The 26,069-nt window shown below is 60.9% G+C and carries 21 protein-coding genes; 3 read left to right on the forward strand and 18 right to left on the reverse strand.

What is annotated here, in order from left to right; all coding sequences use genetic code 11:
• Positions 1-4: 4 nt before the first annotated feature.
• From IPP35_03525 to IPP35_03540, 4 genes are all read right to left on the reverse strand, one after another.
• Positions 5-1,270, reverse strand: coding sequence for an LCP family protein (locus tag IPP35_03525; protein ID MBL0058179.1), 1,266 nt, complete (start codon positions 1,268-1,270; stop codon positions 5-7).
• Positions 1,267-1,806: a bis(5'-nucleosyl)-tetraphosphatase (symmetrical) YqeK gene (yqeK, locus tag IPP35_03530; GenBank protein MBL0058180.1), complete on the reverse strand. Its 540-nt coding sequence runs from the start codon at positions 1,804-1,806 to the stop codon at positions 1,267-1,269. The genes IPP35_03525 and yqeK overlap by 4 nt, the downstream gene beginning before the upstream one ends.
• A 72-nt stretch (positions 1,807-1,878) precedes the next feature.
• Complete coding sequence (nadD, locus tag IPP35_03535) at positions 1,879-2,481, reverse strand: nicotinate (nicotinamide) nucleotide adenylyltransferase (protein MBL0058181.1); 603 nt, start codon at positions 2,479-2,481, stop codon at positions 1,879-1,881.
• A 14-nt stretch (positions 2,482-2,495) separates the two neighbouring features.
• Positions 2,496-3,848, reverse strand: a complete 1,353-nt coding sequence (locus IPP35_03540) for a glutamate-5-semialdehyde dehydrogenase (GenBank protein MBL0058182.1) — start codon at positions 3,846-3,848, stop codon at positions 2,496-2,498.
• Between the two features lie 455 nt (positions 3,849-4,303).
• Between IPP35_03540 and IPP35_03545 the strand changes: the two genes are divergently transcribed.
• Complete coding sequence (locus IPP35_03545; protein ID MBL0058183.1) at positions 4,304-4,945, forward strand: hypothetical protein; 642 nt, start codon at positions 4,304-4,306, stop codon at positions 4,943-4,945.
• Between the two features lie 250 nt (positions 4,946-5,195).
• On the opposite strand, the gene IPP35_03550 is transcribed toward IPP35_03545, so the two are convergent.
• The gene (locus IPP35_03550; GenBank protein MBL0058184.1) at positions 5,196-11,462 is read right to left on the reverse strand and encodes a hypothetical protein; all 6,267 of its coding nucleotides are present in this window, start codon (positions 11,460-11,462) and stop codon (positions 5,196-5,198) included.
• A gap of 178 nt (positions 11,463-11,640) precedes the next feature.
• Here IPP35_03550 and acnA point away from each other — a divergent pair, with 178 nt between their 5' ends.
• Positions 11,641-14,346, forward strand: coding sequence for an aconitate hydratase AcnA (acnA, locus tag IPP35_03555; GenBank protein ID MBL0058185.1), 2,706 nt, complete (start codon positions 11,641-11,643; stop codon positions 14,344-14,346).
• Positions 14,347-14,379: 33 nt separating this feature from the next.
• Here the strand turns inward: acnA and IPP35_03560 are convergent, their stop codons facing one another.
• Positions 14,380-14,850 carry an 8-oxo-dGTP diphosphatase gene (locus tag IPP35_03560; protein ID MBL0058186.1) on the reverse strand — a complete coding sequence of 157 codons (471 nt, stop codon included), beginning with the start codon at positions 14,848-14,850 and terminating at the stop codon, positions 14,380-14,382.
• A 62-nt stretch (positions 14,851-14,912) separates the two neighbouring features.
• On the opposite strand from IPP35_03560, the gene IPP35_03565 reads away from it, so the two are divergent.
• A complete protein-coding gene (locus IPP35_03565; GenBank protein ID MBL0058187.1) occupies positions 14,913-15,545 on the forward strand; it encodes a urate hydroxylase PuuD in 633 nt (210 codons plus the stop codon).
• 59 nt (positions 15,546-15,604) lie between these two features.
• Here IPP35_03565 and IPP35_03570 read toward each other — a convergent pair whose 3' ends face one another.
• From IPP35_03570 to IPP35_03625, 12 genes are all read right to left on the reverse strand, one after another.
• On the reverse strand, positions 15,605-16,105 hold the full coding sequence (locus IPP35_03570; protein MBL0058188.1) for a TPM domain-containing protein: 501 nt from the start codon (positions 16,103-16,105) through the stop codon (positions 15,605-15,607).
• Positions 16,099-16,824: a YgcG family protein gene (locus IPP35_03575; GenBank protein MBL0058189.1), complete on the reverse strand. Its 726-nt coding sequence runs from the start codon at positions 16,822-16,824 to the stop codon at positions 16,099-16,101. Before IPP35_03575 ends, IPP35_03570 begins: the two co-directional genes overlap by 7 nt.
• Before the next feature lie 38 nt (positions 16,825-16,862).
• Positions 16,863-17,462, reverse strand: coding sequence for a LemA family protein (locus IPP35_03580; GenBank protein ID MBL0058190.1), 600 nt, complete (start codon positions 17,460-17,462; stop codon positions 16,863-16,865).
• An 11-nt stretch (positions 17,463-17,473) separates the two neighbouring features.
• Complete coding sequence (locus tag IPP35_03585; protein ID MBL0058191.1) at positions 17,474-18,679, reverse strand: electron transfer flavoprotein subunit alpha; 1,206 nt, start codon at positions 18,677-18,679, stop codon at positions 17,474-17,476.
• Positions 18,680-18,749: 70 nt separating this feature from the next.
• A complete protein-coding gene (locus IPP35_03590) occupies positions 18,750-19,559 on the reverse strand; it encodes an electron transfer flavoprotein subunit beta/FixA family protein (GenBank protein MBL0058192.1) in 810 nt (269 codons plus the stop codon).
• Between the two features lie 71 nt (positions 19,560-19,630).
• On the reverse strand, positions 19,631-20,860 hold the full coding sequence (locus IPP35_03595; GenBank protein ID MBL0058193.1) for an acyl-CoA dehydrogenase family protein: 1,230 nt from the start codon (positions 20,858-20,860) through the stop codon (positions 19,631-19,633).
• A gap of 68 nt (positions 20,861-20,928) precedes the next feature.
• On the reverse strand, positions 20,929-21,687 hold the full coding sequence (gene rnc, locus IPP35_03600) for a ribonuclease III (protein MBL0058194.1): 759 nt from the start codon (positions 21,685-21,687) through the stop codon (positions 20,929-20,931).
• A gap of 9 nt (positions 21,688-21,696) precedes the next feature.
• Positions 21,697-22,950: a beta-ketoacyl-ACP synthase II gene (gene fabF, locus IPP35_03605; GenBank protein MBL0058195.1), complete on the reverse strand. Its 1,254-nt coding sequence runs from the start codon at positions 22,948-22,950 to the stop codon at positions 21,697-21,699.
• 66 nt (positions 22,951-23,016) lie between these two features.
• Positions 23,017-23,244 carry an acyl carrier protein gene (acpP, locus tag IPP35_03610; protein ID MBL0058196.1) on the reverse strand — a complete coding sequence of 76 codons (228 nt, stop codon included), beginning with the start codon at positions 23,242-23,244 and terminating at the stop codon, positions 23,017-23,019.
• Positions 23,245-23,390: 146 nt separating this feature from the next.
• A complete protein-coding gene (gene fabG / locus IPP35_03615; GenBank protein MBL0058197.1) occupies positions 23,391-24,134 on the reverse strand; it encodes a 3-oxoacyl-[acyl-carrier-protein] reductase in 744 nt (247 codons plus the stop codon).
• A gap of 12 nt (positions 24,135-24,146) precedes the next feature.
• On the reverse strand, positions 24,147-25,085 hold the full coding sequence (gene fabD / locus IPP35_03620) for an ACP S-malonyltransferase (protein ID MBL0058198.1): 939 nt from the start codon (positions 25,083-25,085) through the stop codon (positions 24,147-24,149).
• Positions 25,082-26,068, reverse strand: a complete 987-nt coding sequence (locus IPP35_03625) for a ketoacyl-ACP synthase III (GenBank protein ID MBL0058199.1) — start codon at positions 26,066-26,068, stop codon at positions 25,082-25,084. The genes fabD and IPP35_03625 overlap by 4 nt, the downstream gene beginning before the upstream one ends.
• Position 26,069: the final 1 nt, after the last annotated feature.

A 26,069-nucleotide genomic window follows, 5' to 3' on the forward strand; every position in this document is an offset into this window, starting at 1 on the left:
CTCCTTAGCGAACGTCCGTTGATCTAAAATCCTCACCCAGCAAGACTTCCACATCCGTGCGCAAGGCCGGATCCGCATCCGAATAAAGCGAGACCAACCCCAGAGCCTCGGCCACCCGGCGCGCCTGTTCGAAGCGCCCCGAACGGTCGATCACGCGGCTTTTCTTTTGGTGCCCATTATAATTACCCCACTCCACGACGTCAAACCCCGCTCCGCGCAGGCGCCGCGTCACCGCGATGGCCAAACCCAGCCGCCCGGATGCGTTCCACACTTTCACCGTCACCGGCCCGGCGGATACCTCCGGGGAAGACGGCCCCCCCGCGTCCTCCTCTTCGCCGCCCGCCTCCATCACGGGACCTGGATCCGGCGGCGCGATCTCCGTGGGCCCTCCCCGGGCGATGCCCAAACGGGACAGGACAAAGGAAGCCCGCTCCACGTCCATCTCCCAGGTGGCGCCCCGGGGCCGCCCCGGAAGAAGCACCGTGTTGACCCGCTGGGACGTCATCCGCCGGGCTTCCACCGAGAGAAAGACCAAGTCCCAAAACGGCAGGTTGGTCCGCACCGCCCGCCACGCCTCCACCGTCGCCCGAGGCCCTCGCCAGAGGATCCCGGGAGAAGCCAGCCGTTTCGAAAGGGCCCGGACAAATTCCATCTGCCGCAAAATCCGTCCCCGGTCGCCGCTCCGACCGCGGAACCGCACGAAACCCAAGGCGTCCTGGCCTTTCAGCGTGGCGACGCCGGTGGCCAGGTGCACGTGAAAATTTCCCGCGGCGTCGTCGTAATCCATGGGCTCGTCCACCGAGACCACGACCCCGCCCAACCGATCGATCACCCGGCGGAACCCGTCAAAGTCGACCTGCACGTAATAGCTGGGTTCCAACGCCGCCCCGGCCCGGGCCAGAAGTTGCCCCACTGCCCGACACACCTGGAGGGACGCCGCGTCCGGATCCCGCCCCTGGGCGTAATGGTAAGCGAACACCTCATTTATACGTCGAAAACGGTATCCTGGCAAGTCCACCCGCGTGTCCCGGGGGATAGAAAGAACGTCCAACTGTCCTTCCGACGGACGATAGAGCCAAACCATCAGCGTGTCGGAGTGCGGCGCGTGTTCCGCCAGATCGGTCCCGATCACCGCGCCGGAGATCGGCTCTCCCCGCCGAATGGCCCGGGCCACGGGCGAGCGGGTGGCCACCAGGCACAGGAGCAAAACCACCGCCACGCCGGCCCCCGCCAGGCCGCGAAGCCAAGCCACGCCGGGGGAAACCGTCACGCTCGGCTCTTCGCCAACGCGTTCCACATCGCCACCGTGGCCGGATGGAGGAACCCACCGCGCCGCACCACCCATTGAATTTTGTACCCCGCCGCCGCGCGCAGGGCTCCCTCGAGGTCCCGCCTCGCCAACCGACGAACACGGACGGATTCGGGGGTTCGGCGGTCCGGGGAAGAAAAATCGGCGACGTAAAGGATCTTGTCCAGGAGAGTCATCCGCCCGTGTCCCAGGGTGTGCCGCGCCATGGCGGCCCGCGTCGCGGGCGCCCCGGCCCAGCCCCGCCGGCCCGCCCGATGGGCCGACACATACCCGTGCAGGAGCCCTTCCCGTCGGTGTTCTAAAATGAGATTCAACCCGGGAACGGAAACCCCGTGTTTCCGGACGTAGCCCCGCAATCGCGCGGGAGACCACTCCTTCGCCCAATCGTGTAGAAGTCCCGCCCGGACGGCCTGATCCGGATCCGCCCCATGGAGACGGGCCAACTCGCCGGCCCAGCGCGCCACCGATAAAGAATGCCGCAGGCGGGGAGCGGACAACGAAGCCGCCAGAGTTTCCAGGACCCGCGTTTTTTCCTCACGGCCGCGAAAACGGATTTTCTTTTTGCGATTTCAACGGTAAAGGCCTTTCCTTTTGATGTATTCCAACACGGGCCCGGGCACCCCGCGAACGGCGGAACGACCGGCGCCAAGGGAGTGACGGACGTCCGTGGAGGAAACCGCTGGAAGCCGCGCCCGGAGGAAAAAGGCCCCCGCCGGTCCCCGGGTCGGCCCCGGACCGGCCCGCTTTCCGACAATCAAGGGATAGCGGCCGGCGATTTCCCGCCAGCGCCGCCACCGGCGAAAATTCCGCCAGGAATCCTCGCCTAAAATCAGTTCCCACCGCCGCCCGGGAAACACCCGCCGGAGGCGCCGCAATGTTTGGAACGTGTAGGACGGTCCCGGACGGTTCAACTCCCAAGATCCCAGCGCCAGCCCGCGCCGACCCCGAATCCCCGCGCGAACCATGGCCGCGCGATCCTGGGCCGAGGCGCGGGTTCCCCCCTTTTTCAGGGGCGACCGCGCGGCCGGGACCAAATACACCCGGCCCAGCCGCCGCTCCCGAAGCGCGGCCAACGCCAAGGCGATATGCCCCTTCTGCAGAGGATCGAAAGACCCGCCGAAAAACCCAAAAGCGGGAAGAACGCCCCGACGTTTCACCTTTCGCTCAGGCAAAAAGGGCTTCGCCGTTATTCCCGAATTTGTCCTGAACCGCGGACCAAATACTTAGTGGTGGTGAGTTCCCGCAAGCCCATGCTCCCGCGGGCATGTAGCTTTTGGGTGGAGATCCCCATTTCGGACCCCAACCCCAAAGCGCCGCCGTCGTGCAAGCGCGTGGAGGCGTTGTGAAATACAGCGGCCGAGTCCACCTCCGACATAAACCGCCGGGCCGTTTCTTCGTTTTGGGTCACGATGGCGTCGGAATGATGACTGCCGTGCGTGTTGATGTGGGCCACGGCCTCCTCGACGGAATCAACGACCCTCATCGCCAGTTCCAGATCCAAAAATTCCATGTCAAAATCATCCGCCTTGGCCGGGACCACCGCCGCGCCGCCCCAGAGTTGGACGGCGGCGTCGCCGCGGACCGTCACCCGGTTTTCAGCGAAGCGCCGAACCATTCCCGGAATGAACGTTCCGGCGAGGTCGCGGTGGACCAACAGGGTTTCCATGGCGTTGCAGACGCCGGGGCGTTGAACCTTGGCGTTGAACGCGATCCGTTCCGCCATTCCGAGATCGGCGTCTTTGTCCACGTACACCGAACAGAGCCCCTTCCCGTGGGAAAGCACGGGAACCGTCGCCATTTCCCGGATGGCGTTCACCATCTCTTCCCCCCCGCGCGGGATGACCAAATCGATGAACCGATCCATGCGCACCAGGTCCCGAATCACCGAGCGGTCCGTGGTCCCGACGAACTGCACGGCCGACGCGGGCAAACCCACCCCCGCGAGCGCGTCCTTAAGAACGCGGACCAAAACCGTGTTGGAGTCCACGGCCTCTTTTCCACCCCGGAGAACCACCGCGTTTCCGGCCTTCAGACAGAGCCCCGTGGCGTCCACCGTCACGTTCGGCCGGGCTTCATAGATCATGGCGATCACCCCCAGGGGAACCCGGATCTTTTGGACCTTGAGCCCGCTGGGACGGTCCCATTGGTCGGTGATTTCCGCCAGGGGATCCGGTAATTCCGCCACCTCCCGGAGGCCCTGGGCCATATCCGTCACCCGCCGGGCCGTGAGCGCCAAGCGGTCCAACAACGCCGGGGAAAGCCCCGACCGCCGCCCCGCCTCGATGTCGATCTCGTTGCGGAAAAGGATGTCCACCTTGTTTTTTTCCAGGGCCTCGGCCATGGCCAAAAGCGCCCGGTTCCGCTGGTCCACAGAGGTTCCCGCCAAAACCCGGCTCGCCTCTTTGGCTTGGACACACAGTCGAAGCAGTTCGGGGGTATAATCGGACGGCGCCACGGTGGACACCCGCGGGGATTTTTTTCCCTTGGAAGCAACCTTTTTTTTACGAACAGACACAGCGGACTTTTTTTTACGATTCATATGGACCTCTTTCACCATCCCGTTCAATCGAACTCCTTTATTTTACCAGAAAGAAAGCCCTCTCCCCCACCCTCCCCATGGGATCGGGTTCCACGTCTTGGTTTCACCCCCCTCCCCAACCCCGCATCAGCGGCTCTGCCGCCCCAGGTGCCGCGAGCTCTGCGAACGGCCGCATCAGCGGCTCTGCCGCCCCAGGTGCCGCGAGCTCTGCGAACGGCCGCATCAGCGGCTCTGCCGCCCCAGGTGCCGCGAGCTCTGCGAACGGCCGCATCAGCGGCTCTGCCGCCCCAGGTGCCGCGAGCTCTGCGAACGGCCGCATCAGCGGCTCTGGCGCCCCAGGTGTCCGGAGCTCTGCGACGGGCGCCCCTTGGCCAGGGGAGGGTGACACAGGCCCCCGTTTTTTTGCCTCTTCATATTTCCCCTCCTTCCCTAAGGAGGGGATTAAGGGGAGGTCAATGCCTTTATTTTCGTTCGAGACTTCCCGTCCTTCGAAAACCGTTTCCCTTGTGAACTCGGCGGGCCGGGGGTATAATGGGCCCATGGATTTTGTGGGCACACTGACCCTCTTGCGTGAAGCGTTTGAGCGACTGGAAGTGAAGGCCGCTTTCATCGGGGGGTTCGCTCTTCAAGCGGCCGGGATCACCCGGAGCACCACCGATGTTGATTTTTTGATTTTAGCCCGAGACGCCGACCGGATCAAGCCGGTCATGGCGGAGGCGGGGTTTGCGCTGATGCACGAAAGCGAGGACGTCCTTAACTTCTTCGGAAAAACGCCGGCCCTGGGACGGGTGGATTTTCTGCTCGCGCACCGGCCCTACGCCTTGGCTATGCTGAATCGCGCCCGCACCATCGATGGACTGGGCGCGGTCCGAGGGTTCAAGACCATCCTCCCGGAAGACCTGATCGGTCTTAAAGTCCAATCGGCCGTCAACGACCCCCATCGCGAAAACCAAGATATGTCCGACATCCGTTCTCTGCTTCGAAGGCACCGAAATGCCATGGACCTGGGTTTGGTACGGGATTATTTCCGCGTGTTCGATCGGGAACCAGATTTGGACCGCTTGCTTCGGGAGGAAGGCCTTGCGCCTTACCCCTGAGGAAGCCAGCGGGTTTAAGGAAGACGGGCTCAATTTTAGGCGGGCGGCACAATTCCGTTCGGCCCCGCCCGCTCCTTCTCCGACGTTGGAAGAATTCCTAAAATTCCTCAACGATCTCCAAACGTTGTTCGGACCCTTCCTCGTTTCCCGCCAACGGACCCCCACGCACCGGAACCTCCTTTAAAAATACAGCGGCCCCCCCGCAAAAACCGGCGGGAGGGCCGCTTTCAAACCGATGGACGCTCCGGCGTTAGGCGTTCTTCAGGGCCGCCAGGATGCTCCGGACGCCGTTTTCAATGCCTTCGGTCACCGGCACGGCGGTTCCCGCCATGATCCAGATGAGGAGCTCCGCCGTTGTCTGGTCGAAACCTTGCTCTTTCAACAGCGAGGCGGTCGGAGCGTCTGTGATCATCTTTACCGTCAACCCCATCGTCCGGGCGGCCCGATGAATGCCGTCCAAACTCCGCGTCACCTGTTGGGCAAGGTCCGATTCGTCCGCCGTGGCGGACCACTCGATGATTTTAATGCTGGGCCCTTTCAAGGCGGTCAGCCGGGCCAGAAGTTCCGGGGAGAACCGCTCCCGGGCTTCCGGCTTAACGAGGATCACCCGTACCGGGGCCTCTCTTGGAGCCACCTGCCCCTCCCGAATGGCGTCGGCAAGCCGTTCGGTCTCATCCAGGACATTTTCCAACATGTCGGGGACCGTGTGTTCGGTGATGAGGTATTCCTCGAGAACCCCGCTCTTCGCCTCTCCGATGGCCACGAACCCAACGGGATCGGACCATTTGGTGAGCGCGAAGAGAGGGCCCGCGTATCGGGTCAATTCATTTCCCACCGTCTCCCCAAAAATCGTTTTGGCGAATTTCCCCAGGGTCGTTTTCACTTGGCCCGCGAAGGAAGAAACGGTGGTCGGGTTGGCATTCTGGGCCAGGGAGGCGGTCAACAAGGCCTGAACCGCCGTCCCTTCAAAGGCCGCTTTGGAAACGAGGGGGACCGCCAATTCCCCAAGACCGTCCAACTCCCGAACGGTTTGGTTCATCAGATCCATCGCGGTCACTTGAAGGTCTCCCAGCTGGGGTTGGACCCGCGGGATCAGCTGGTCCCATAGCGGACGCCCCCCGGCCCGCTCATAAAGCGAGCGCCTATCCGCGGAGGGCTTCGGGGTCAGAAACTTCTCTAAAAGCCTCTTCAGGCCATCGATGAAAACTCCGATGTTTAAAAAACCACCCTGTTTTCCGGACCCGGGCGTAGCGTTGGGAGCCCAATAAAATTTCGGGTTCTGGGGTGCCCCGGGGTGTAGGAAAACGACGACCCGCCCCGTCTGGAGAGCCTGTCGAAAGGTCCCACTATCGTCGAACTCCTGCGATTCTTGTCCCGGGGTCACGGATCGCACATAGGCCATCCCGTCCGCAAGATAAGAAAGAACGGAAGCGGCCGCCTTTTCCCTCGGAACAATTTCGAACCCTTTCCTTTTAAGATCTCGCTGAACAGCCTCCAACCATTCCTTCGGGAGTTCCTGCGTAACCTTTGGAGTGGTCCCGCGGGAGACGGAATCCTGAACCAAAACCTGGCCCAGACCCGGCGCGACCGATCCGACCGCGAGCACCGCCAAATCCCCCGCCGAAAAATGAAACCCCGTCCACGAACCGGCCAGGTCCAAGAGTCCCTTCATCCCCTCCCACAACCCGACGGGGTCCGCCCACCCCCCTGCCATCACCGCCATCGCCAGCGCCGCCAGGATCCCCAAGGGAAGGAAAGAACCATAACCCAAAATGAAACCAGCCTCTTTCCGCCTGGGAAGGGTCCGCTGGGCTTCCTCGAGAACTTTATTTGAAAATAGACCGTCCTTCGCCGCCCGGACGATAATTTGTTGGACGGATTCAAGAATGGCGTACAAACCCGGCGCCGATTTGACCTCGGCGAAAGAAGGGACTGGGCCAGTGTATTTTTTCGTCCCCTTGGAAAGGATCTCAACCTCGTTCAAGCTGATGTCGACATAAACCAAATTCATATTCGCAGGGACGGGAACCGTTTTGTCCCGGGTTGGATCTTCCATCATTCGAGCCTTGACGGCTTCCGGCAAAACCCCGTGCCACATGCCGCTGATTTGCTCTGGTTGCCAGAAGGTAGCGTCCCCATCCTTCTTTTCGACATATTCTGAAGGCAATAAATTTATGAAGCGATCGGTTATCTGCAACACCTGATCCGGGGTGAGCTTCGCCAGGCGGATTGAAAGGTTGTAGAGAGCCCTCTGATTTAAAGCGGAAACAGCCACATAGTCGGTCCAGGTCATCAAAGGACGGTTTTCGATGTTAATCCCTCCGCTGACCGCGTAGAGGAAGGACGCATAGTTGATCGCGTTTTCGAAGGTTGAAAACATCGTGATGTCTTTGTTGGGGACGAAACCATTCCGGTTGGGGGTGTTGGGGATCAACGTATCGTAAAGGGAGGGCGTTCCTTCGACAGCGACCGCTCCCCCGCCAAGTTGTCCGACGGTCCGCCAATTGGCAATCGCCACATGCGCCAGAGGCGCGCCCTTTTCCGCCTCGACCACCATTCGATCGCGAACTTCCTCCATTTGGGACAACCCGATTTGGGCGAGAGGCCCGTCGCCCGCCCGCCAAAGTCCGTAGGGCGTTCCCTCCGCAAGCGATTTAAGCATCGACGCGGCCGCTCCCCGAACATTTCCATGCCCTAACACTTTTCCATCGACGCGCTGAATCTTCCCCTGCTCGTCAAACAGGAAATGTCCAGTGGAATCCAGTTTCAGTGCCTCCCCCGGATTTTGAAGGATGGTGTGGACTGAAACAAGCTTTCCTTCGTTCCCAGCGGCGCTACGCCCGCGGTAAATTTCCTTCATGATATCGATCCAGGTGAACGGGCTCACAACCGTTGAAAGCCGCCCCCCCCCCTTCGTGGCCAAACTATCCAGGAGCAATCCAATGCCGCTGAATCCCGGCAACCAGTGAACAGCGACTTGCCGAGGGCCCTCCGGAACGGTTCTCAGCAGGCCTTCTTTAACCAAACCACGTAGAGAATCGTTCCAACGGGACGCCATTCCTCCCGCCAAAGCGACCAACTCCATGGCCTTTTTCAGAACTCGTTGGGTCACCCGGGGTTTAAAGTTGGCGGCCAAAGGCATTCGTCCACGAGCCGCCAACGAAAGAACCTCCCAGGCTTGATGCAAAGCCACCACCCGCATCGTCAAGGTTTCATCATCCAAACCGTTCTCCGCAAGTTCCTGCGGGAGGAAGGCGCCTTTGACGTCTTTAACGGCTTGCAAGGCGACCGGATCCAAATGACCCCGCTTGTCGGCCCAGAGTTCCCTGATTTTCAGAAAATTCATCGCTCGGCGAAAAGAAGCGCAAAAATCCAGGTATTTTTTCATGGCTACTTCGCGTTCCTCATCGCTAAGAGTTTCGCCTCTGCCCAGGAACGAGGCGACGGGGTCGCCGATGGCCTTGGCCACGACCAACGTCTGTTCTGGAGATTTGAAGGCCTCCCCTTCATATTTCGCGTAGGCCTGGAGCCGCTGATCGGCGGTCCACCCCTGCGAACCTTCCTGGCGAGCGACGGCCTCAACGACAAAATCGACTATGTCTTTGTCCACATCGGCGGGGAGCATCACATTTTTTGCTTCATCAAGCTTCAATCCGGATTTGATGATTAAGGCACGGACCATCGCAACGGTCATGTAGGGGGCCCAAATTTGTCCGCGGGATTCGTAAGGCGAGAAATCGTCGGGGTAGAGGGTCTCGATTTTCGCCCCACCGCCCGAATGAGTGATGTGGGAGCGGCCCATCATCGCCCGCACCCCTTCTTTATTTTGCTGAGCGGCAAGAGCTTTATCGGCGAGGAACAAATCCTCAATGGCGTCCACCCGGGATCTCTCTATGGAAGTCCCCACCCGAATGGCCAGGCCGGAGAGCCGGCCCTGCAAACCATCGACGGACTTTTTCATTTCCGATGGGATGGCGTAACTCATCTGGGGTAATTCCATAACCGCCGACACGCCCTTAAGAATTTCCTGCTGAGCCACTTCTTTTATCCCGGCCTGGGCGGGGTCAGCGTTTAACTTTTTTTCAAAGGCTTCGGCCTGCTCGATGAAAGCGAGGACACGAATGTAAACAAAGGGGGCATCCTCCAGCCATCCTTCAAGAGTGTTCGTGCGTTGGGATTTCTCGTAATCCGTCATCAAACCTTTGACGGACCGCTGAAGGCTGTTCAAATCAACCTTCCCCTCTGGGTGGGAGGTCACCAAATTAACCATCCCCCCCTGACGGGACGCCATTCCCGCCGGCGGTGAACCGACCCGTATACGGGAGAACCTTTCCCCCGCCGACACCACCGATGCGAACACGGACCGCCCCGCCCCTCGCGCGACATCCATAAACCGGGAGAGGAACCGCCGAAACGCCGCCAAGGAAGAATCAACGACGCCCTGGGGTTTCGACGTGATCACGGCGACGGGCACCCCGCCGTTCCCCGCGTTCAATATTTTCCCCTCGTATCCTTTCCCTCTCGCGAGGGCGGCGATCGCCTCGATGGTGGGGCCGGCGACGACGGTCACTTCCGCTGTTCCCCGGTCAGCGGTGGCCTCAACGATGCCGTTCGGGTGACTGACGATACCCACGCGGTCCGCCAACCCCGATTCGGCGGTCTGCCGGGCCGCCTCTCCCCCAAGGACCGCCTCCACGGCGGCGGCGAGGGCTCCCACCGCCTCCGGGCCCCGATTTAAACCCTCTCCCGGAACCTGGATCGGCTCGCTGATCCCGTGATAGGGCGCTACGTAGAGACGTTCGCCAACGAGCATTTTTTCCAGAGGGACGTGTTTGGCCACGAAGAAATCCAGGTAGCGGGCGTCTTTGGGGAGGTCACCCACCTGGGGCGTCACGGTGACCACCGAGGCGCCGGCGGTTTCAAGGGCTTTCTCCAAGGCCGGGGTGTGGAACCCCCCGGCGATCATGACCAGGACGCGGGACTTGGATTCCCGCGCTTTGGCTAGGAGGTTCTCGGAAAGGGATTGATTGCGTTTATCGGCGGCTTGATAGAACCGCTCAAACACCGCCAGGGTTTCGGGCGCGGGAACCCGAACGGTTTTTCCTCCCAGGGCCTGGAAAAGACGTTCGTTTAAGCGGGAGAGATCGGGTCGGCGGGCCTGATAGCTGTGCCATTCGGCCGGACCGAACTCGTTTCGAACCAACCGGTCCAGGAGCCGCAGGTCTTCGGCCAAAGACATCAGCGCGCGCTCTTGGTCCGTCTTGGCGGCGGTTGCTTGCGCTTTGGCTTTTAAGGCGTCCACCTGGTCGAAGAGAGCGAACTTGTCGATACTCTCTGAAAGAAGAACGTATTCCACGTAACGATCGAAGGCAGGGAAATCTTTCCACGAAAGACCTTTCCGGGCGGTCAGAGACTTCAGTCCCTTGAAATAGTCGCTGTAGGTCAGGTTCCCGGCCCGGTAGGCCAGGGACGAGGCCAGGAGGTTCTGGAGCGAGGCGGGGTCCAGTTTTTGCGCCAGGGCCTGGATCAGGTCCGTCCGTTCGCGCTCGACCCGGGCAAAATCCATACGGCTCTCCATGTCCAAAGCCCGCAGGAGTTTGGAAACTTCCGCCCCCTGGGTTTCCACCGGGATTCGTCCCGCCAACGCACGAATATAGTCCGAAAAGGGGACAGTCCCTTTCGCGTATCCCGACAAGGTGGCTTCCAAGGTTTTCAAATCCGGGGAGAAAATAGCCGAGGACCGGTGGGCCAGCGCTTGCCCCGCCTCGGACAGACCCCGTTCCACCGCGGGAACAAGGGGGTGGCCAGCGCGGTAGGCCGAAACGTTTTCGATGTAGTCCGCCGGGGTTTCGATTCCCCACAGGAAAGGCTCGTTTTCGGATTGGAAAGCGAAAAATTCCGGGGCGGCGATCAAGTGGTTGTTCAGCAAGATCTCGCAGGTGAGGGGGTGTCCCTTGAAAATCCGCTGGGCTCGGTAAGGCGCGAGATCGAATTTTCCAACGGCGCCCTCCACCCCGACCATCACTTTTTCACCCCCGGCCGCGGCGTCGATGTGGGAGAGGATTTGGGCGATGTTTTTCTGGGCGGAGACGACATCGTGGACGTCTTGAATCAAAACCACCGCGAGGGATTTACCGGGATTTTTCGTCAGCCGGACGCGGCGGATTTCACCCGCGGAGGAAGGCAGGCGGCGGAGCCATGCGGGAAGGTCGGAGGCGCGCACGCTGGAGGCCACGCGGGCGCGGATCTCCCCCGTCGAAGCCGAGCTCAGGGCTCCGGCCAGCGAAGGAGTGACGGACGGGAGCGCGAGGTCCAGTTCCATGGCGCCGGGGAGACGGGCGTAAAGAGGGGAGGTCTTTTCCTCGGGCCGGTTGGACCGATCGGCGGCCTGACGGCGTTCCTGCCAGAAATTAGCCTCGGCCACGGGAGCCGCCACCGTGGAAAACAGGAACCCGAACGACGTCAGCGCCGCGACGGCCGTTTTAATTTTTACGACAAAGCGTTGAGTGAATACCATGAGGTTCCTCCGAACGAAAAGGTACGATCCATGGGATGATTATTGAATTTGACTGGCAAAGACCGCCTTAACAACTTGTAAATTTTTTGTAACAAGTTTTTTCCCGGACAAATGGTTCCATGGATGATTTTTTGTAGAATGCCGTCGCGTCCTTTCTTTCCTTTTGGAGAATACGGCCATGGCTCATAAACCGTTAAATAGTTTTGGCACGAATACCGCCCTGAGAAATTCGGTGTCCTTCTTTTCACTCCCCGCCCTGGGTTCCCGGCTGGGAGTGAACATGGAAAAACTCCCTTATTCCATCCGCGTTTTGTTGGAAGATTTACTGCGCACGGAAGACGGGCGGTTGGTGACGAAGGAAGATGTCGAGAACCTGGCCCGCTGGACCCCAACAAACCTGCCGGAAAAAGAAATCCCCTTCATCGCCTCCCGGGTCCTGCTTCAGGATTTCACGGGGGTGCCCGTGGTGGTGGACCTGGCCGCCATGCGGGACGCCGCGGCCTCCTTTGGGGTGGACCCGAAACGGATCAACCCGCTTTTCCCCGTGGACCTCGTGATCGACCATTCCGTGCAGGTGGACCTTTTCGGTTCCCCCGACGCCTTTCGGAAAAACGCGGAGATGGAATACGCCCGGAACCGCGAACGATACGCCTTCCTTAAGTGGGGCCAGAAAGCCCTGCGCAATTTCCGCACCATCCCCCCCGACACGGGGATCGTTCACCAAGTGAACCTGGAATATCTGGCCCCCGTGGTGGCGGTGGACCGTTCCGGGACGGACGCCGTGGCTCATTTCGACACGGTGATCGGGACGGATTCCCACACCACCATGATCAACGGGCTGGGGGTTTTGGGGTGGGGCGTGGGAGGGATCGAGGCCGAGGCGGCCCTCCTCGGCCAACCCATGGCCCTCTTGATCCCCGAGGTTTTGGGCGTGCGGATTTCCGGGCGGCTTCCGGTTGGGGCCACGGCCACGGACGCGGTCCTGACCGTCACTCAGCTTTTGCGGAAGAAAAATGTGGTGGGCAAATTCGTTGAATTTTTCGGGCCGGGACTTTCGGGCCTTTCCCTGCCGGACCGGGCCACCATCGCCAACATGGCTCCCGAGTACGGGGCCACCGCCGGATTTTTTCCCGTGGACCAGGAAACTTTGGCCTATTTGCGTCTCACCGGCCGGACGGAGGAACAGGTTCAGTTGGTGGAGCTCTATTGCAAAACCCAGGGGCTTTTCCGGACGGATCAAACCCCCGAACCGTCCTACTCCGACGTTTTGGAACTGGACCTGGGATCCATCGTCCCGTCCATCGCCGGGCCCAAGCGGCCCCAGGACCGGGTGTCGCTCAAAGACGCAAAGACATCCTTTTTAAAGGCCCTGGCGGCCCCAGTCAAAGAACGCGGGTTTGAACTCCCCGCCGCCGCCCTCGGGCACAAATCCACCGTCGATGTCGGAGGAAACCGGGCGGAGATCGCCCACGGGAGCGTGGTGCTGGCGGCCATCACGAGTTGCACCAACACGTCCAACCCGTCCGTCATGATCGGCGCCGGGCTCCTGGCCAAAAAGGCGGTGGAAAAAGGATTGCGCGTGGCCCCTCATATCAAGACCAGCCTGGCCCCGGGGTCCCGCGTGGTGACCGATTACTTGGACGCGGCCGGGCTCACGGGCTATTTGGAAAAACTGAATTTTCATCTCGTCGGCTACGGTTGCACCACCTGCATCGGGAACAGCGGCCCTTTGCCGGACTCCGTTTCCAAGGCCATCAAAGATGGAAACCTGGTGGCCACGGCCGTGCTTTCCGGAAACCGCAACTTCGAAGGCCGGATCAACCCCCACGTCAAAGCCAACTACCTGGCTTCCCCCCCGCTGGTGGTGGCCTACGCCTTGGCCGGACGGATGGACGTGGATTTGACCACGGAACCCTTGGGGCATGGCCCGAAGGGGCCCGTTTATTTAAAGGACATCTGGCCCACGGAAAAAGAGGTTTTGGATGCCGTGCGGAACGCCGTGCGGTCCGACATGTTCAAAACCCGGTACGCGGTCGCCGCCCGGGGGGACGACCAATGGAACGCGCTGGCCGCCCCTGAGGGAGATCGCTACGGGTGGGACGCCGGGTCCACCTACATCAAGAAGCCCCCCTACTTTGAGGGCATGGGCCTGGAATCGGGCGTTCTGGCGGACATCCGGGGCGCCCGGGCCCTGGCCGTTTTAGGGGACTCCGTCACCACGGACCACATTTCTCCCGCCGGATCCATCGCGGAAGACAGTCCCGCCGGTCGGTATTTGGTCTCCCTCGGGGTCGCCAAGAAAGATTTCAATTCCTACGGCGCCCGGCGTGGAAACCACGAGGTGATGATCCGCGGCACTTTCGCCAACATTCGATTGAAGAACCTTCTGGTCCCGGGCGTGGAAGGGGGCGTAACCGAGCATCAACCCTCCGGCGACCGCCTGGCCATTTACGACGCCTCGATCCGCTACCAAAAAGACGGGGTGCCGCTAGTGGTGCTCGCGGGGAAGGAATACGGTTCCGGCTCCTCCCGCGATTGGGCGGCCAAGGGGACCCGCCTTTTGGGGGTCCGCGCCGTGATCGCCGAGAGTTACGAACGGATTCACCGCTCGAATCTGGTGGGTATGGGCGTTCTTCCCCTGCAGTTTCTGCCCGGCGAAACCCGCGACACCCTGGGCTTGACCGGGAAAGAACTCTTCGATGTGACGGGGATCGCCGATGCCTTGACCCCGCGAAAAATTCTCGCCGTGGCGGCCCGTCGGGCGGACGGATCTTCGGTCTCCTTCCGCGCCTTGGCCCGAGTCGACGCTCCCGTGGAAATCGACTACCTGGCCCACGGCGGAATCCTCCCCGCCGTCCTCCGCCAGATCATCAAGGCGGGGTGAACAGGGTTCCCTTCGCCGCCGGGGCTTCGACGATCAACGGATCGGGTATAAATGGACCCCGTGGGATTTCAGCCGAAGATTCTTGTAGACGAACTTTCCAGAAAAAAACCTCCGGCCGGCCAGCCATTTCATGAAAAGGCGGTCTCCTTCCCACAGCGGGAGATGCGGGAGTTGTCGGTCCGGAACCCAGGCGAGATCGCCTTCGGAACAGGGCCGGAGTTTCCCGGAAAAACGCCGGGCCACAAAGACGAAGACATACCAATCGTCCTCCCCGTCGAACCCTGGAAACGTCAAGAAGCCTTTCCATTCCGGGCGCGTCAGGCGGAGACCGCTTTCCTCGCGGACTTCGCGGATCACGCATTCCTCGGGCGTTTCCCCGGGAAAAAATTTACCGCCCAGCCCGTTCCATTTCCGGAAATGGATGTCCTTGGGGTTTTTGACGCGGTGCATCATGAGCGTTTTTCCGCCGCGTTTCAGGTAACAGAGCGTCGCCAGTTTTGTCATGGTTGCAATTTCCTCACTAAAATATTAAATTATTACCACTTTATAATATATTAGGAGACCCTATGGCCCTGACTGACTTCTTTAGCAACTTCAACCTCTTCATGCGTTGGATTCACGTTTTCGCCGGCATCGTTTGGATCGGCCATCTGTACTTCTTCAACTTCGTCAACCTTCAACTCCAGGCCACGCTGGACGACGCCACCAAGAAAATCGTCAACCCGCAGTTGATCCCCCGGGCCCTCTGGTGGTTCCGCTGGGGAGCCATGGTGACGTTCCTTTCCGGCTGGACGCTCTTCACCATCGTCTACATGTATCAGCCCGGCATCTGGGGGCCCACGGACCTCTTTACGAACTTGGAGGGGGTCACCGGCCGAGCCTGGTGGATCTTGATCGGGATGCTCTTGGCGTCCATCATGTGGTTCAACGTTTGGTTCGTGATCTGGCCCGCCCAGAAAAAGCTTTTCGGCCTGGGCGTGCCCAAAGCCGCGCCGGAATTCCTTCCCGCCATCCGCGCTCGGGCGGCCCTCTTTTCCCGGGTCAACACGTTCCTTTCGGGCCCCATGCTCTTCGGCATGCTGGCCGCCACCCACTACGGCGCCATCAATCTGCCCACGCTCCTCGTCTTCAGCGCCATCGCCGTCACCGTCCTCTGGGCGTCCTACCGGCTCTCGGTGCGCGTGGCCCGGGTGTCGTAAAGACTCGTTCGTTTTTTCAACTGAAAAGGCCCGGGGATGTTCCGTTCCCGGGCCTTTTTTTAGAGAATGGCGGGAGTATCGGGGAGTTCGTTGGGATGGGCGCCCTGGGGTGGGAAATGCCGGGCGAGGAGTTGGGTGGCCCCGTCGATTCCGGCCAGGGATCCGTTTTCGAAATCCCCTTTTCGAAAATGAGCTTCCATGGACCGGCACACCGACTCCCATTCCGCCGGAGAGATTCTTTTGTTCAGGCCTCGATCGGCCAATATTTCCACGTCCCGGTCGGCCAAGAGCACATAAATCAAAACCCCGTTGTTGTGCTCGGTGTCCCAGACCCGAAGGCGGGAGAATAAATCCACCGCCCGCTCCCGGGGAGACTGACCGGCGGCCAACGGACGAAATGGAAGGGTCGCCTCGACCACAAACCGAATCTCCCCCGCGTGTTTTTTTTCCGAGCTCCGAATGGCCTCCCCCAAGACCTTCAACACCCCCTTGGAAAAACGATGCCGGAGGGCCCAGGGCGGATGGAAAAAGTGTTTAACCCAACGCCGGATGTTCACCATCGCCCCGAAGCGCCTCCCCCGCCGAACCCGCCGCCTCCGCCGCCAAATCCCCCCCCACCGCCCAGGCCGCCCCCGGACCCGCCGCCGGACGTCCAACCGCCCCGCCCCGACCCGATAAAAGGTCCCCCAAATAATCTCGGCAACAAAACAACCACTCCGAACAAAACGAAAATCCCGAACCCATCCAAAAGGTGAAAACCGCCGGAATCGGCCGCCGGGGGCGGAGGCAACGGCTCGCCTTGGACGATCCCCAAAATTTTCGCCACGCCAGCCTGAATGCCTCCGGCGAAGTCCCCTCCTTTAAATAAGGGGACCATGAATTCCTCGATGATGCGTTTGCAGATGGCGTCGGGGAGAACGCCCTCGAGCCCGTAGCCGACTTCGATGCGGAGGGCGCGATCCTCCTTGGCCACCAGAAGAAGGGCGCCGTCATCGACGCCTTTGCGGCCGAGTTTCCATTGACTGGCGACCCGGATGGAGTATTGTTCGATGGTTTCAGGCTGGGTGGTGGGAACGATGAGAACTGCCACCTGGGAACCCTTCTTCCGCTCGAAGTCCGCCAGAGTGTTTTCGAGATCGTCCTGTTGAACAGAGGAAAGGGTCCCGGTCAGATCCGTGACGCGTCGGTGGAGGATCGGGATCGGCATTTCGGCCGCCAGCCATGGGCCGACGGATACGAGACCGAGGAGGAAGAGGACGACCCGGGAAACGGTTCTCATGGAGGTTCCCCCACCGGAACGAGAAGGCGAGGGAGGGATTATCGGTCGGACGGCCCGCCGAAGTCAACGACGGGAGGAGTGGAAATGGCTTTTTCGTTTTCCACGGTAAAGTTCGGTTTCACCTTGTAGCCGAACATTTTCGCCGTCAGGTTGGTGGGAAATCGACGAACGGTGAGGTTATATTCCTGAACCGCGGCGATGTAACGGCCCCGAGCCACGGTGATCCTGTTTTCCGTGCCCTCCAGTTGGGCTTGGAGATCCTGGAAATTCCGATCGGATTTGAGCTGGGGATAGTTCTCGGTCACGACCAAGAGGCGCTGAAGCGCCCCTGAAAGTTCCCCTTGAGTCGATTGAAATTTGGCGAAAGCCTGGGGATCGTTCAGCGTTTCCGGGGTCACTTGAAGGCCGCCCACGCGGGACCGGGCTTCCGTGACGCCCAACAAAACGTCTTTCTCCTGTTTGGCGAACCCCTTGACCGTGCTGACTAAATTAGGGATCAAGTCCGTCCGCCGCTGATATTGGTTGACGACCTCCGCCCAAGACGATTGGATGGTTTCATCCGTCGTTTGGAACGTGTTATACCCGCACCCCGATAAAAAGGCGAGCGACGCCAGGAAAAGGAATGTTTGTTTTTTCATGAGCGGCCCCCTTAATGACCCCGGCGTTTTTTGATTTCGGCGGTGATGGCGGGGATGATCTCAAAGAGGTCTCCCTCGATGGAGAGGGTGGCCATTTTGTTCATGGAAGATTCGCCGTCTTTGTTGATGGAAATAATGACCTCGCTGGAACTCATGCCGGCCAAGTGCTGGATCTGGCCGGAGATACCGGCGGCCACGTAAAGTTTTGGACGGACCGTGCGGCCCGTCAGACCGACTTGGTGCCGGTAAGGGATCCAACCCGCGTCCACCGCGGCCCGGCTGGCGCCCACGGCCCCTTTCAATTCGTTGGCGAGGGCTTCCAGGGGCTTAAATCCTTCCTCGCTCCCAACGCCGCGGCCCCCGGCCACGATCACTTCCGCGGCCGTGATGTCTTGGGCCTCTCCCTTTTCGGCTTCGAAGCGCACAAAGCGGGTGCGTTGTTTCCACTTCGACGGGTCCACCGGCACCGTCACCACGCTCCCCGTGCGTCCCGGTTCTCGGGGCGAGCGGGGGAACGCCATGGGTCGTACCGTCGCCATCTCGGGCCGGTGCTTCTCGCACAAAATCGTCGCCATCAGGTTGCCGCCGAAAGACGGCCGCGTCGCGTGGAGCATGCGCGTGGCGGGGTCGATGGCCAATTCGGTGGCGTCCGCCGTGATGCCGGTGTTGGCCGTAATGGCCACCCGGGAACCGAAAGAACGACCGATGGTGGAGGCCGGAAGCAATAGCTTGTTTGGCTTCTCCTTCAAAATCAGGTCCGTGAGGGCCTGGGTGTAAAGTTCATCGACGAAATTGGCAAGGGAAGGGTGGTCCACCACATAGACGATGTCGGCCCCGTGCTCGATCAGTTCCTGGGCCTGGGAGCCCACATTTTGACCGATCAACACGGCGGCCACCTTTTCGCCCAAGGTCCCCGCGAGGGTCCTCGCCAGGCCCAGCAGTTCAAAGGCCGTGGGAACTAGCTTACCGTGCCGCATTTCCGCGTAAATCCAGACGTTTTTATACAACGCGGCGTCCACCGTGGTTTTGCCCTCCACTTTTTCCTTCATCATCGTAATGGCGTGGAAGACGTTCTTGTTTTTTGATTTCTCGCCCAGCTTGTCGCAGGCTTCGACGCAGGCGTTGCAGAAGATGCACTTGGCCTCGTCGATGACGGCGAGCTTCCGCCAAGGGACTCCCGCCTCCTTGACGCGATCCACCATGTCGATGCAGGACACGGGACAAACCTTTGCGCAGGAGGTGCACCGGTGCAACGGTCTTTCGTGACGAAAATAGTATTGGGCATGGTTAAATGAGTTTCATCTCTTGGAGTTTGTCGACCAAGGCCTTGGCCTTGTCCTGGGGCGTGGCCCCGGCGATGGAGACCCCGCCTTTCCGCGGGGGCGGGTTGAACGATTTGGCGACGACGGTGGGGGAGCCCCCGAGACCGATGCATTTCTTGTCGGCCTCGATGTCGTCCTCGTTCCATTTGGGGATCACGGCTTTCTTGGCGGCCATCTTGCCCCGAAGCGACGACACCCGGGGCTCGTTGATCTCTTTGACCACGGCGATCACCGCGGGGAGATCCATTTCCAAAACATCCACCCCGTCCTCCATCAGGCGGTGGACCACGATCTTTTTATCGTCGATGGACTCCACCTTTTTGACATAGGCGACGTTGGGCCAATCCAACCAGGCGCCGATGCCGGGTCCCACGTGCCCGGTGTCGCCGTCGTTGGTCTGCTTGCCGCAGATCACTAAATGGACGGGTCCCTTCTCCTTCATGATCTTTTCGATGCCTTTGAACAGGGTGTAGGAGGTGGCCCAGGTGTCGGCCCCGGCGAAAGCCCGGCTGGTGAGATGGAAGGCTTGGTCCGCTCCCCGGGCGATGGCCTCGCGGAGAGATTCCTCCGCCTGGGGCGGCCCCATGGTCAGAACGGACACGGTGGTTCCCGGCACGCGTTCTTTGATCCGAACGGCCTCCTCAATACCATATTCGTCGAACGGGTTGATGGCGGCGGCCATGCCTTCCCGCTTCAACGTGCCCGTGACCGGATCGATTTGAATGTTCGAAGTGGCGGGTGTCTGCTTGATGCAAACGACGATGTGGAGGCCCATGGGTTCTCTTTCCAGACGGTTAAGTGGAGGTGCGCTCTATTTTACAATCCGCGGTCGGCCGATGCAACCCGTTAGGCGGGTTTGGCCGCAAGTTCTTTGGTGATCATCATGCCGATCTCGTTGCGCTGAATTTGGTTCGTGCCCTCGTAGATTTGGGTGATCTTCGCGTCCCGCAGGAACTTCTCAACGGGGAAGTCCCGCATGTACCCGATGCCGCCGCACAACTGGATGGCGCTGTCCGCCACCCAAAACGACGTGTCCGAGCAAAATAGTTTCACCATGCCGGAATATTTCGTCCAGCGGGAGGAGGATACCTTTTTCATTTCCTCGTAGACCGTCTTGCCGGACTTCTCGGAAGCCTCGACGGCGGCCTTCATGTCCACGTCCATGGCGCGCGTCACGGAGTAAAGAAGCGCCCGGGCGGCTTCCAGGTTCGTGGCCATGTCGGCCACCATGTGTTGGGACGTGGGGAAGGAAAGGACGGACTGGCCGAATTGCCGGCGAACCTTGGCATAGGCCAGGGCTTCGTTCATGGCCCCGGTCCCGATGCCCAAGGCCTGGGCGGCCACGCCGGGCCGGGAAATGTCGAAGGTGGCCTGGGCCACGAACAACCCGAACCCTTCCTTGCCCAGCATTTGGGAGGCCGGCACCCGGCAGTTGTCGAAAACGAGCTCGTAGGTGTAGCTGGCGCGGATGCCCATCTTGGTTTCTTTCTTACCGAAGGTGAACCCTTTCATGCCTTTTTCCACGACGAAGGCGGAGATGCCGCGGGCGCCGCGAGAAGGGTCCGTGGTGGCGAAAACCGAGTAGATCTCGGCGGCCTCGCCGTTGGAGCAGAAGTTCTTGACCCCGTTTAAAACATAGAAGTCCCCGTCTTTTTTCGCCGTGCACTTGGTCGCCGTGGCGTCGGAACCCGCCTCGGGTTCGGTGATCGCGAAGGCGCCCAAACGTTTACCGCTGGCCAAATCGGGAAGCCATCGTTTTTTCTGTTCCGGAGTTCCGAACAGGATAATAGGAAACGCACCGAGCGCCGTCGCCGCGAGAGCCAACGCGATGCCCCCGCAGGCTTTGGAAAGTTCCTCCACCACCAGGACCAGCTCAAAACCCGCCCCGCCCAGACCTCCGTAATTGGGGTGGAAATAGACGCCGAACAAGTCCGCCTTCCGCAGTTCCTCCACGATTTCCCAGGGGAAGCTCTCCTCCGCATCGTGTTTTTCACGGACGGGTTTGATCTTTTTTTCAGCGATCTCCCGGGCGGTTTGGACGATGGCGTCCTGGTCTTCGGTCAGAAAGTAGTTCATAAGATCTCCTCTACGGGTGGTCCTGAAGTGTGGGCGACAGGGCGTTACTATACAAAATCTTCACGCGCTCAGCGCGACGCGCGGCGGGGCGACGGATTGGCCACCGTGTTGTCGTCGGCCATGTGGTGGGGATCGATCCGCGGGGCCAGGCGATGGGCCCGGATCTTTTTGAGCCCCTGCCAGGCCGCCGCTTGTTCCGCCTCTTTTTTGGAATGCCCTTCGCCGACGCCCAGGAGCCGCCGGCGCACGTGCACGCGCATGAAAAAGGTTTTGTTGTGGTCGGGACCCTTCTGTTCTTCCAGCGTGTAGGAAGGCGGCATTTTATACCGCTTTTGAATGATTTCTTGAAGTTTGCTTTTGTAATCGGTCTCGATGATGCGCTTTTTCTTGGAAAGAAACCGGACGATGAAACGCTGGGCCACGGAGAATCCGCCGTCCAGGAAAAGCGCCCCGAGGAGCGCTTCGAAGGCGTTGGCCAACAAGCTCTCGCGGTCGCGGCCGCCCGTGGCTTCTTCCCCGTCCGACATCCACAGGTAATGGCCTAGGCGGATCTCCCGGGCCCAGGCCACCAAGGCCGGGCGGGAAACCAGTTGGGATTTCAACTTGGAAAGTTTTCCCTCGTCCTCGTCCGGATACCGTTTGAAGAGGTAGTGGGCCACGATGGCGGCCAGGATGCTGTCCCCCAAAAACTCCAAGCGTTCATTAAAAGCCCGGCTCCCCTTCTCGATGGCGAACGATTTGTGGGTGAGGGCCTCTTCCAACAGTTTCGGGGTCTTGAACACATGCCGGGCGGCCCGTTCCAGCGGCGCGGAATCTTCGCGAGGCATGGCGGAAAGTTAGGCGTCGAACCGCTTGGCCACCACCACGGCATTGTGCCCCCCGAACCCCAGGGAGTTGGAAAGCGCGCATTGAATCTGGGCGGTACGGGCCACGTTCGGCACGTAGTCCAAATCGCATTCGGGGTCCGGCGTCTCATAATTAACCGTGGGATGGATGAACCCATTTTCCATGCACAAAAGCGTGGCGATTAGCTCCACCGCGCCGGCGGCGCCGAGAAGGTGGCCGGTCATGGACTTCGTCGATGAAACGGCGAGCTTTTTGGCGTGGGCCCCGAACACTTTTTTCAAGGCCAGGGTCTCGGTTTTGTCGTTCAATTCCGTGGAGGTCCCGTGGGCGTTGATATAGTCCACCTCTTCGGGACGAACCCCCGCGTCCTCCATGGCCAACTGCATGGCCCGACTGGCCGCCTTCCCTTCCGGCGACGGGGCGGTGATGTGATAGGCGTCGTCGGTGGCGCCGAACCCGGCCAACTCGCCGTAGATATGGGCGCCCCGGGCTTGGGCGTGTTCCAGGGTTTCCAGAACCAAAACCCCCGCTCCCTCCCCCATAATGAATCCCGACCGGTTCTTGTCGAAAGGCCGGCAGGCCTTTTCGGGCCGGTCGTTAAAATCCGTCGTGAGGGCCCGGGCCTGGCAGAACCCCGCATAACCGAGGGCCGTGATGGCCGCCTCGGCTCCCCCCGCCAGGAGAACGTCCGCGTCGCCGTAACGAAGATGCCGGAGCGCGGCGCCCAAGGCATGGTTGGCCGTGGCGCAGGCCGAACTCACCGAATAGTTGGGACCCGTCAGCCCGAACTCGATGGCGATCTCGCCGGAGGCAATGTTGGAGATCAGCATCGGGATCAGGAAAGGGGATACCCGCCGCATCCCCTTGGCGAGGATGACGCTGTGTTCGGTTTCGATGGTCTGGAGGCCCCCGATGCCGGACCCCACGATGACCCCGCACCGTTCAACGTTCTCTTTCGTGAAATCAATCGCGGCATCCTCCACCGCCAGCCGGGCCGCGGCCAAGGCGAACTGGGCGAAGGGATCCATGCGTTTGATCTTTTTTTTGTCCATGAAACGCTCGGCGTCGAACCCCTTCACCTCGGCGTCGATCTGGCAGGGATAGGTGGACACGTCGAAATAGCTGACCCGTCCCACACCCGAACGACCGTTTTTGATGGACTCCAGAAACGCCGCTTTACCGATTCCAATGGGGCTCACGACCCCGAGACCGGTCACGACGATGCGCTTTTTATTCATGGACATAAACGATTCTCCAAAACGTCGGCCCCGAGCGGCTCCAACATCGGCCGCTCGGGGCCGGAGGTTGATCTATTTTTTGTGGCCTTTAATGTAGTTGACGGCTTGGGTGACGGTTTGGATCTTCTCCGCCTCTTCGTCGGGAATCTCCATGTCGAAGGCTTCTTCCAGCGCCATCACCAACTCCACGGTGTCGAGGGAATCGGCCCCGAGGTCGTTCACAAAGGACGCCTCCGGCTTCACCTGCGCCGCGTCGACGCCCAACTGCTCCACGATGATGTCCCTTACTTTTGTGTCGATGTCATCTGCCACGTGTGCCTCCTGACGGAATGTGGGCCGGGAGGCTCAACGTGCGTGGGTTCGCCCCGCGCGCGTTGGGCTTCCGTCGCCCTCCTGCAAAACGATTCAACCACGCCTCTCACGCCCCCCGCCGGGGAGCGGAGGCCTCACATGTACATCCCGCCGTTAACGGAAAGGACCTGGCCGGAGATGTAGGAGCTTTCCTCGGAGGCGAGAAAGAGCGCGGCGTTGGCCACGTCCTGGGCTTCCCCGAGGCGCGTCAACGGAATGATGTCGGTGAGCTTCTTTTTTTGTTCGTCGCTGAGTTTGTCCGTCATCGCGGTGCGGATGAAACCGGGAGCGATGGCGTTCACGAGCACCTGCCGGCTCGCGAATTCCCGAGCACAGGTCTTGGTAAAGGCCACGAGCCCCCCCTTGGAAGCGGAGTAGTTGGCCTGCCCCGCGTTCCCCATCAGCCCCACGATGGAGGCAATGTTGATGATCCGGCCCTTCTGGGCCTTGAACATGGGGCGGACGACGGCCTTCGTGCAGTTGAAGGGCCCTTTCAGGTTGACGGCCAAAACGGCGTCCCACTCGGCGTCCGACATGCGCATGAGGAGATTGTCTTTGGTGATCCCGGCGTTGTTGACCAGAACGTCCACCCGGCCCAGGGCCGCGACGACGGCTTGAACCCACTTTTCGCATTCTTCAAAAATCGTCACGTTCACTTTCGCGGCGTGGGTTTTGACCCCGTATTTCTTGGCGATTTCCTCCGCCGTGGCCTGGCACACTTGCTCGTTCACATCGCACAGGGCGAGGTTGGCTCCCTCCTTGGCGAAGGTCTCGGCGATGGCCCGGCCGATGCCTTGGGCGCCGCCGGTAATGAGGGCTGTTTGGTCTTTGAGTCTCATGGGATCATCCTTTCAAGAAGAAACGGAAGGCGCGGAAAGGAGCGCCTCCGCCGATTTCTTGTCCTCTATATTAGAAAATTTTCGCGTCTTATCGGTCCTCCGCAGAAGGCCCGAGAGGACGCGGCCGGGGCCCACCTCAATGAACGTTTCGACCCCCGCGCCGATCATGAATCGGAGGGTGTCCTCCCAGAGGACCGCGTGGTCGATCTGTTGCACCAGCTTTTTTCGGATCTCGTCGGGATCCGTGGTCAGCCCGGCGTCCACGTTGGCCACGATGGGAACGGCGGGACGAACGATCCGAGCCCCCGCCAGCACCGCGGCCATCCGTTCCGCCGCGGGATGCATGAGCGAAGAATGAAAGGCCCCGGATACATTCAGGCGAAGCGATTTGGGGGAACCCGCCGCCTGGGCGAGCCGAACCGCTTCTTCCACGGCCTCCACCGATCCCGCAATCACAATTTGTCCCGGGCAATTGAAATTGACCGCCTGGCAAACGCCCCGTTCCGAGGCTCGTCGGCAAAGGTCTTCCACCACGGCGCGTTCCAAACCGATGATCGCCGCCATGGTCCCGGAGGCCTGTTCCCCCGCTTCACCCAAAAATTCGCCCCGGGCTTTCACCAGGTCCAGCCCGGTTTCGAAATCGAAAGCGCCCGCCGCGCAGAGCGCCGAATATTCCCCCAGACTGTGCCCCGCCATGACGTCCGGGCGGGGTCCGCCGTTCTTCAGCACCTCGTACGCCGCCAAAGAGACGATGAAAAGAGACACCTGGGTGAAACGGGTTTGCCGCAGTTTTTCCTCGGGCCCGTTCAAAAAAACGTCGAGATAGTCCCGCCCCAGTTTCGCCTCCGCGCGCTCAAAGATCGCTCGGGCCGCCGGGAAATGGTCGTGGAGGTCCTTTCCCATTCCCACCGATTGAGACCCCTGCCCGGGGAAAACGAAGGCGGTTTTCATCCCCATCGCAGTACCGCCGCGCCCCAGGTCAATCCCGCGCCGAAAGCGATCAATTCCACCAGGTCCCCCCGTTTCACCTGCCCGGCGGAAATGGCTTCGTCCAAGGCGACGATCGTTGTCGCGGCGGACATGTTGCCGTATTTGTTGACGTTCCGAAAAATCCGGTCGTTCGGGATGTTCACGCGCTTAGCCACCGCGTCGATGATTCGGAGATTGGCCTGATGGGGGATCATGAGCGTCAAATCCGCGGGAGTGAGACCGGCTTTTTTTAAAGCCGCGAAGGCGGCTTCCACCATGCGAGTCACCGCGTGTTTGAACACTTCTTTGCCTTCCATCCGAAGGTAGGGAGGAAACGCCTTGGCCGCGCCGGGGGCCCCCAAGGGATGGCGGGAGCCGCCGCCGGGAACGGACAAAATATCTCCGACCGCCCCGTCGGCCGAGAGATGAAGCGAGAGAAGGTCCGAGGGACCCTCTTGGGCCTGGACAATCACGGCCCCCGCCCCGTCGCCGAACAACACGCAGGTTCCCCGGTCCGTCCAATCCGTGATTCGGGAGAGGGTGTCGGCCCCGATCAGGAGCGCGGTTTTTACGACGCCGGTGGCGATCAGCCCCTGCACCACCGCCAAGCCGTAAATGAAGCCCGAACAGGCCGCCGACACATCGAAAGCGATGCAGGGCGGAGCGCCCAGGGCTTTTTGCACCAGACAGGCCGTGGACGGCACCAGATGGTCCGGCGTGCAGGTGGCGACAATGATCGCGTCCAACTGGTCGGGCCGGAGCTTGGCCCGTTCCAACGCTTGGCGGGCGGCCCGCGCCGCCAGATCCGAGGTCGCTTCGTCGGCCGCGGCGATCCGGCGTTCTTTGATCCCGGTGCGTTCCGTGATCCACTCGTCGGAGGTGTCCACGATCTTGCAGAGATCCGCGTTGGTCAGGATGCGGTCGGGCATTCCCGCTCCCGTGGAAAGAAATTTAAGGCCGAACATA

Source organism: Elusimicrobiota bacterium (assembly GCA_016721625.1).
Taxonomy (GTDB): domain Bacteria; phylum Elusimicrobiota; class Elusimicrobia; order FEN-1173; family FEN-1173; genus JADKHR01.

What these genes read in the sequence shown, in the direction of transcription:
- fabF (MBL0058195.1), bottom strand. Translation starts at nt 22,950, where the DNA reads ATGTCCATGAATAAAAAGCGCATCGTCGTGACCGGTCTCGGGGTCGTG.
- IPP35_03550 (MBL0058184.1), bottom strand. Translation starts at nt 11,462, where the DNA reads ATGGTATTCACTCAACGCTTTGTCGTAAAAATTAAAACGGCCGTCGCG.
- IPP35_03590 (MBL0058192.1), bottom strand. Translation starts at nt 19,559, where the DNA reads ATGGGCCTCCACATCGTCGTTTGCATCAAGCAGACACCCGCCACTTCG.
- acnA (MBL0058185.1), top strand. Translation starts at nt 11,641, where the DNA reads ATGGCTCATAAACCGTTAAATAGTTTTGGCACGAATACCGCCCTGAGA.
- IPP35_03565 (MBL0058187.1), top strand. Translation starts at nt 14,913, where the DNA reads ATGGCCCTGACTGACTTCTTTAGCAACTTCAACCTCTTCATGCGTTGG.
- IPP35_03625 (MBL0058199.1), bottom strand. Translation starts at nt 26,068, where the DNA reads ATGTTCGGCCTTAAATTTCTTTCCACGGGAGCGGGAATGCCCGACCGC.
- rnc (MBL0058194.1), bottom strand. Translation starts at nt 21,687, where the DNA reads ATGCCTCGCGAAGATTCCGCGCCGCTGGAACGGGCCGCCCGGCATGTG.
- fabD (MBL0058198.1), bottom strand. Translation starts at nt 25,085, where the DNA reads ATGAAAACCGCCTTCGTTTTCCCCGGGCAGGGGTCTCAATCGGTGGGA.
- IPP35_03545 (MBL0058183.1), top strand. Translation starts at nt 4,304, where the DNA reads ATGCCTTTATTTTCGTTCGAGACTTCCCGTCCTTCGAAAACCGTTTCC.
- IPP35_03575 (MBL0058189.1), bottom strand. Translation starts at nt 16,824, where the DNA reads ATGAGAACCGTTTCCCGGGTCGTCCTCTTCCTCCTCGGTCTCGTATCC.
- IPP35_03560 (MBL0058186.1), bottom strand. Translation starts at nt 14,850, where the DNA reads ATGACAAAACTGGCGACGCTCTGTTACCTGAAACGCGGCGGAAAAACG.
- IPP35_03540 (MBL0058182.1), bottom strand. Translation starts at nt 3,848, where the DNA reads ATGAATCGTAAAAAAAAGTCCGCTGTGTCTGTTCGTAAAAAAAAGGTT.
- IPP35_03595 (MBL0058193.1), bottom strand. Translation starts at nt 20,860, where the DNA reads ATGAACTACTTTCTGACCGAAGACCAGGACGCCATCGTCCAAACCGCC.
- IPP35_03580 (MBL0058190.1), bottom strand. Translation starts at nt 17,462, where the DNA reads ATGAAAAAACAAACATTCCTTTTCCTGGCGTCGCTCGCCTTTTTATCG.
- fabG (MBL0058197.1), bottom strand. Translation starts at nt 24,134, where the DNA reads ATGAGACTCAAAGACCAAACAGCCCTCATTACCGGCGGCGCCCAAGGC.
- IPP35_03570 (MBL0058188.1), bottom strand. Translation starts at nt 16,105, where the DNA reads ATGGTGAACATCCGGCGTTGGGTTAAACACTTTTTCCATCCGCCCTGG.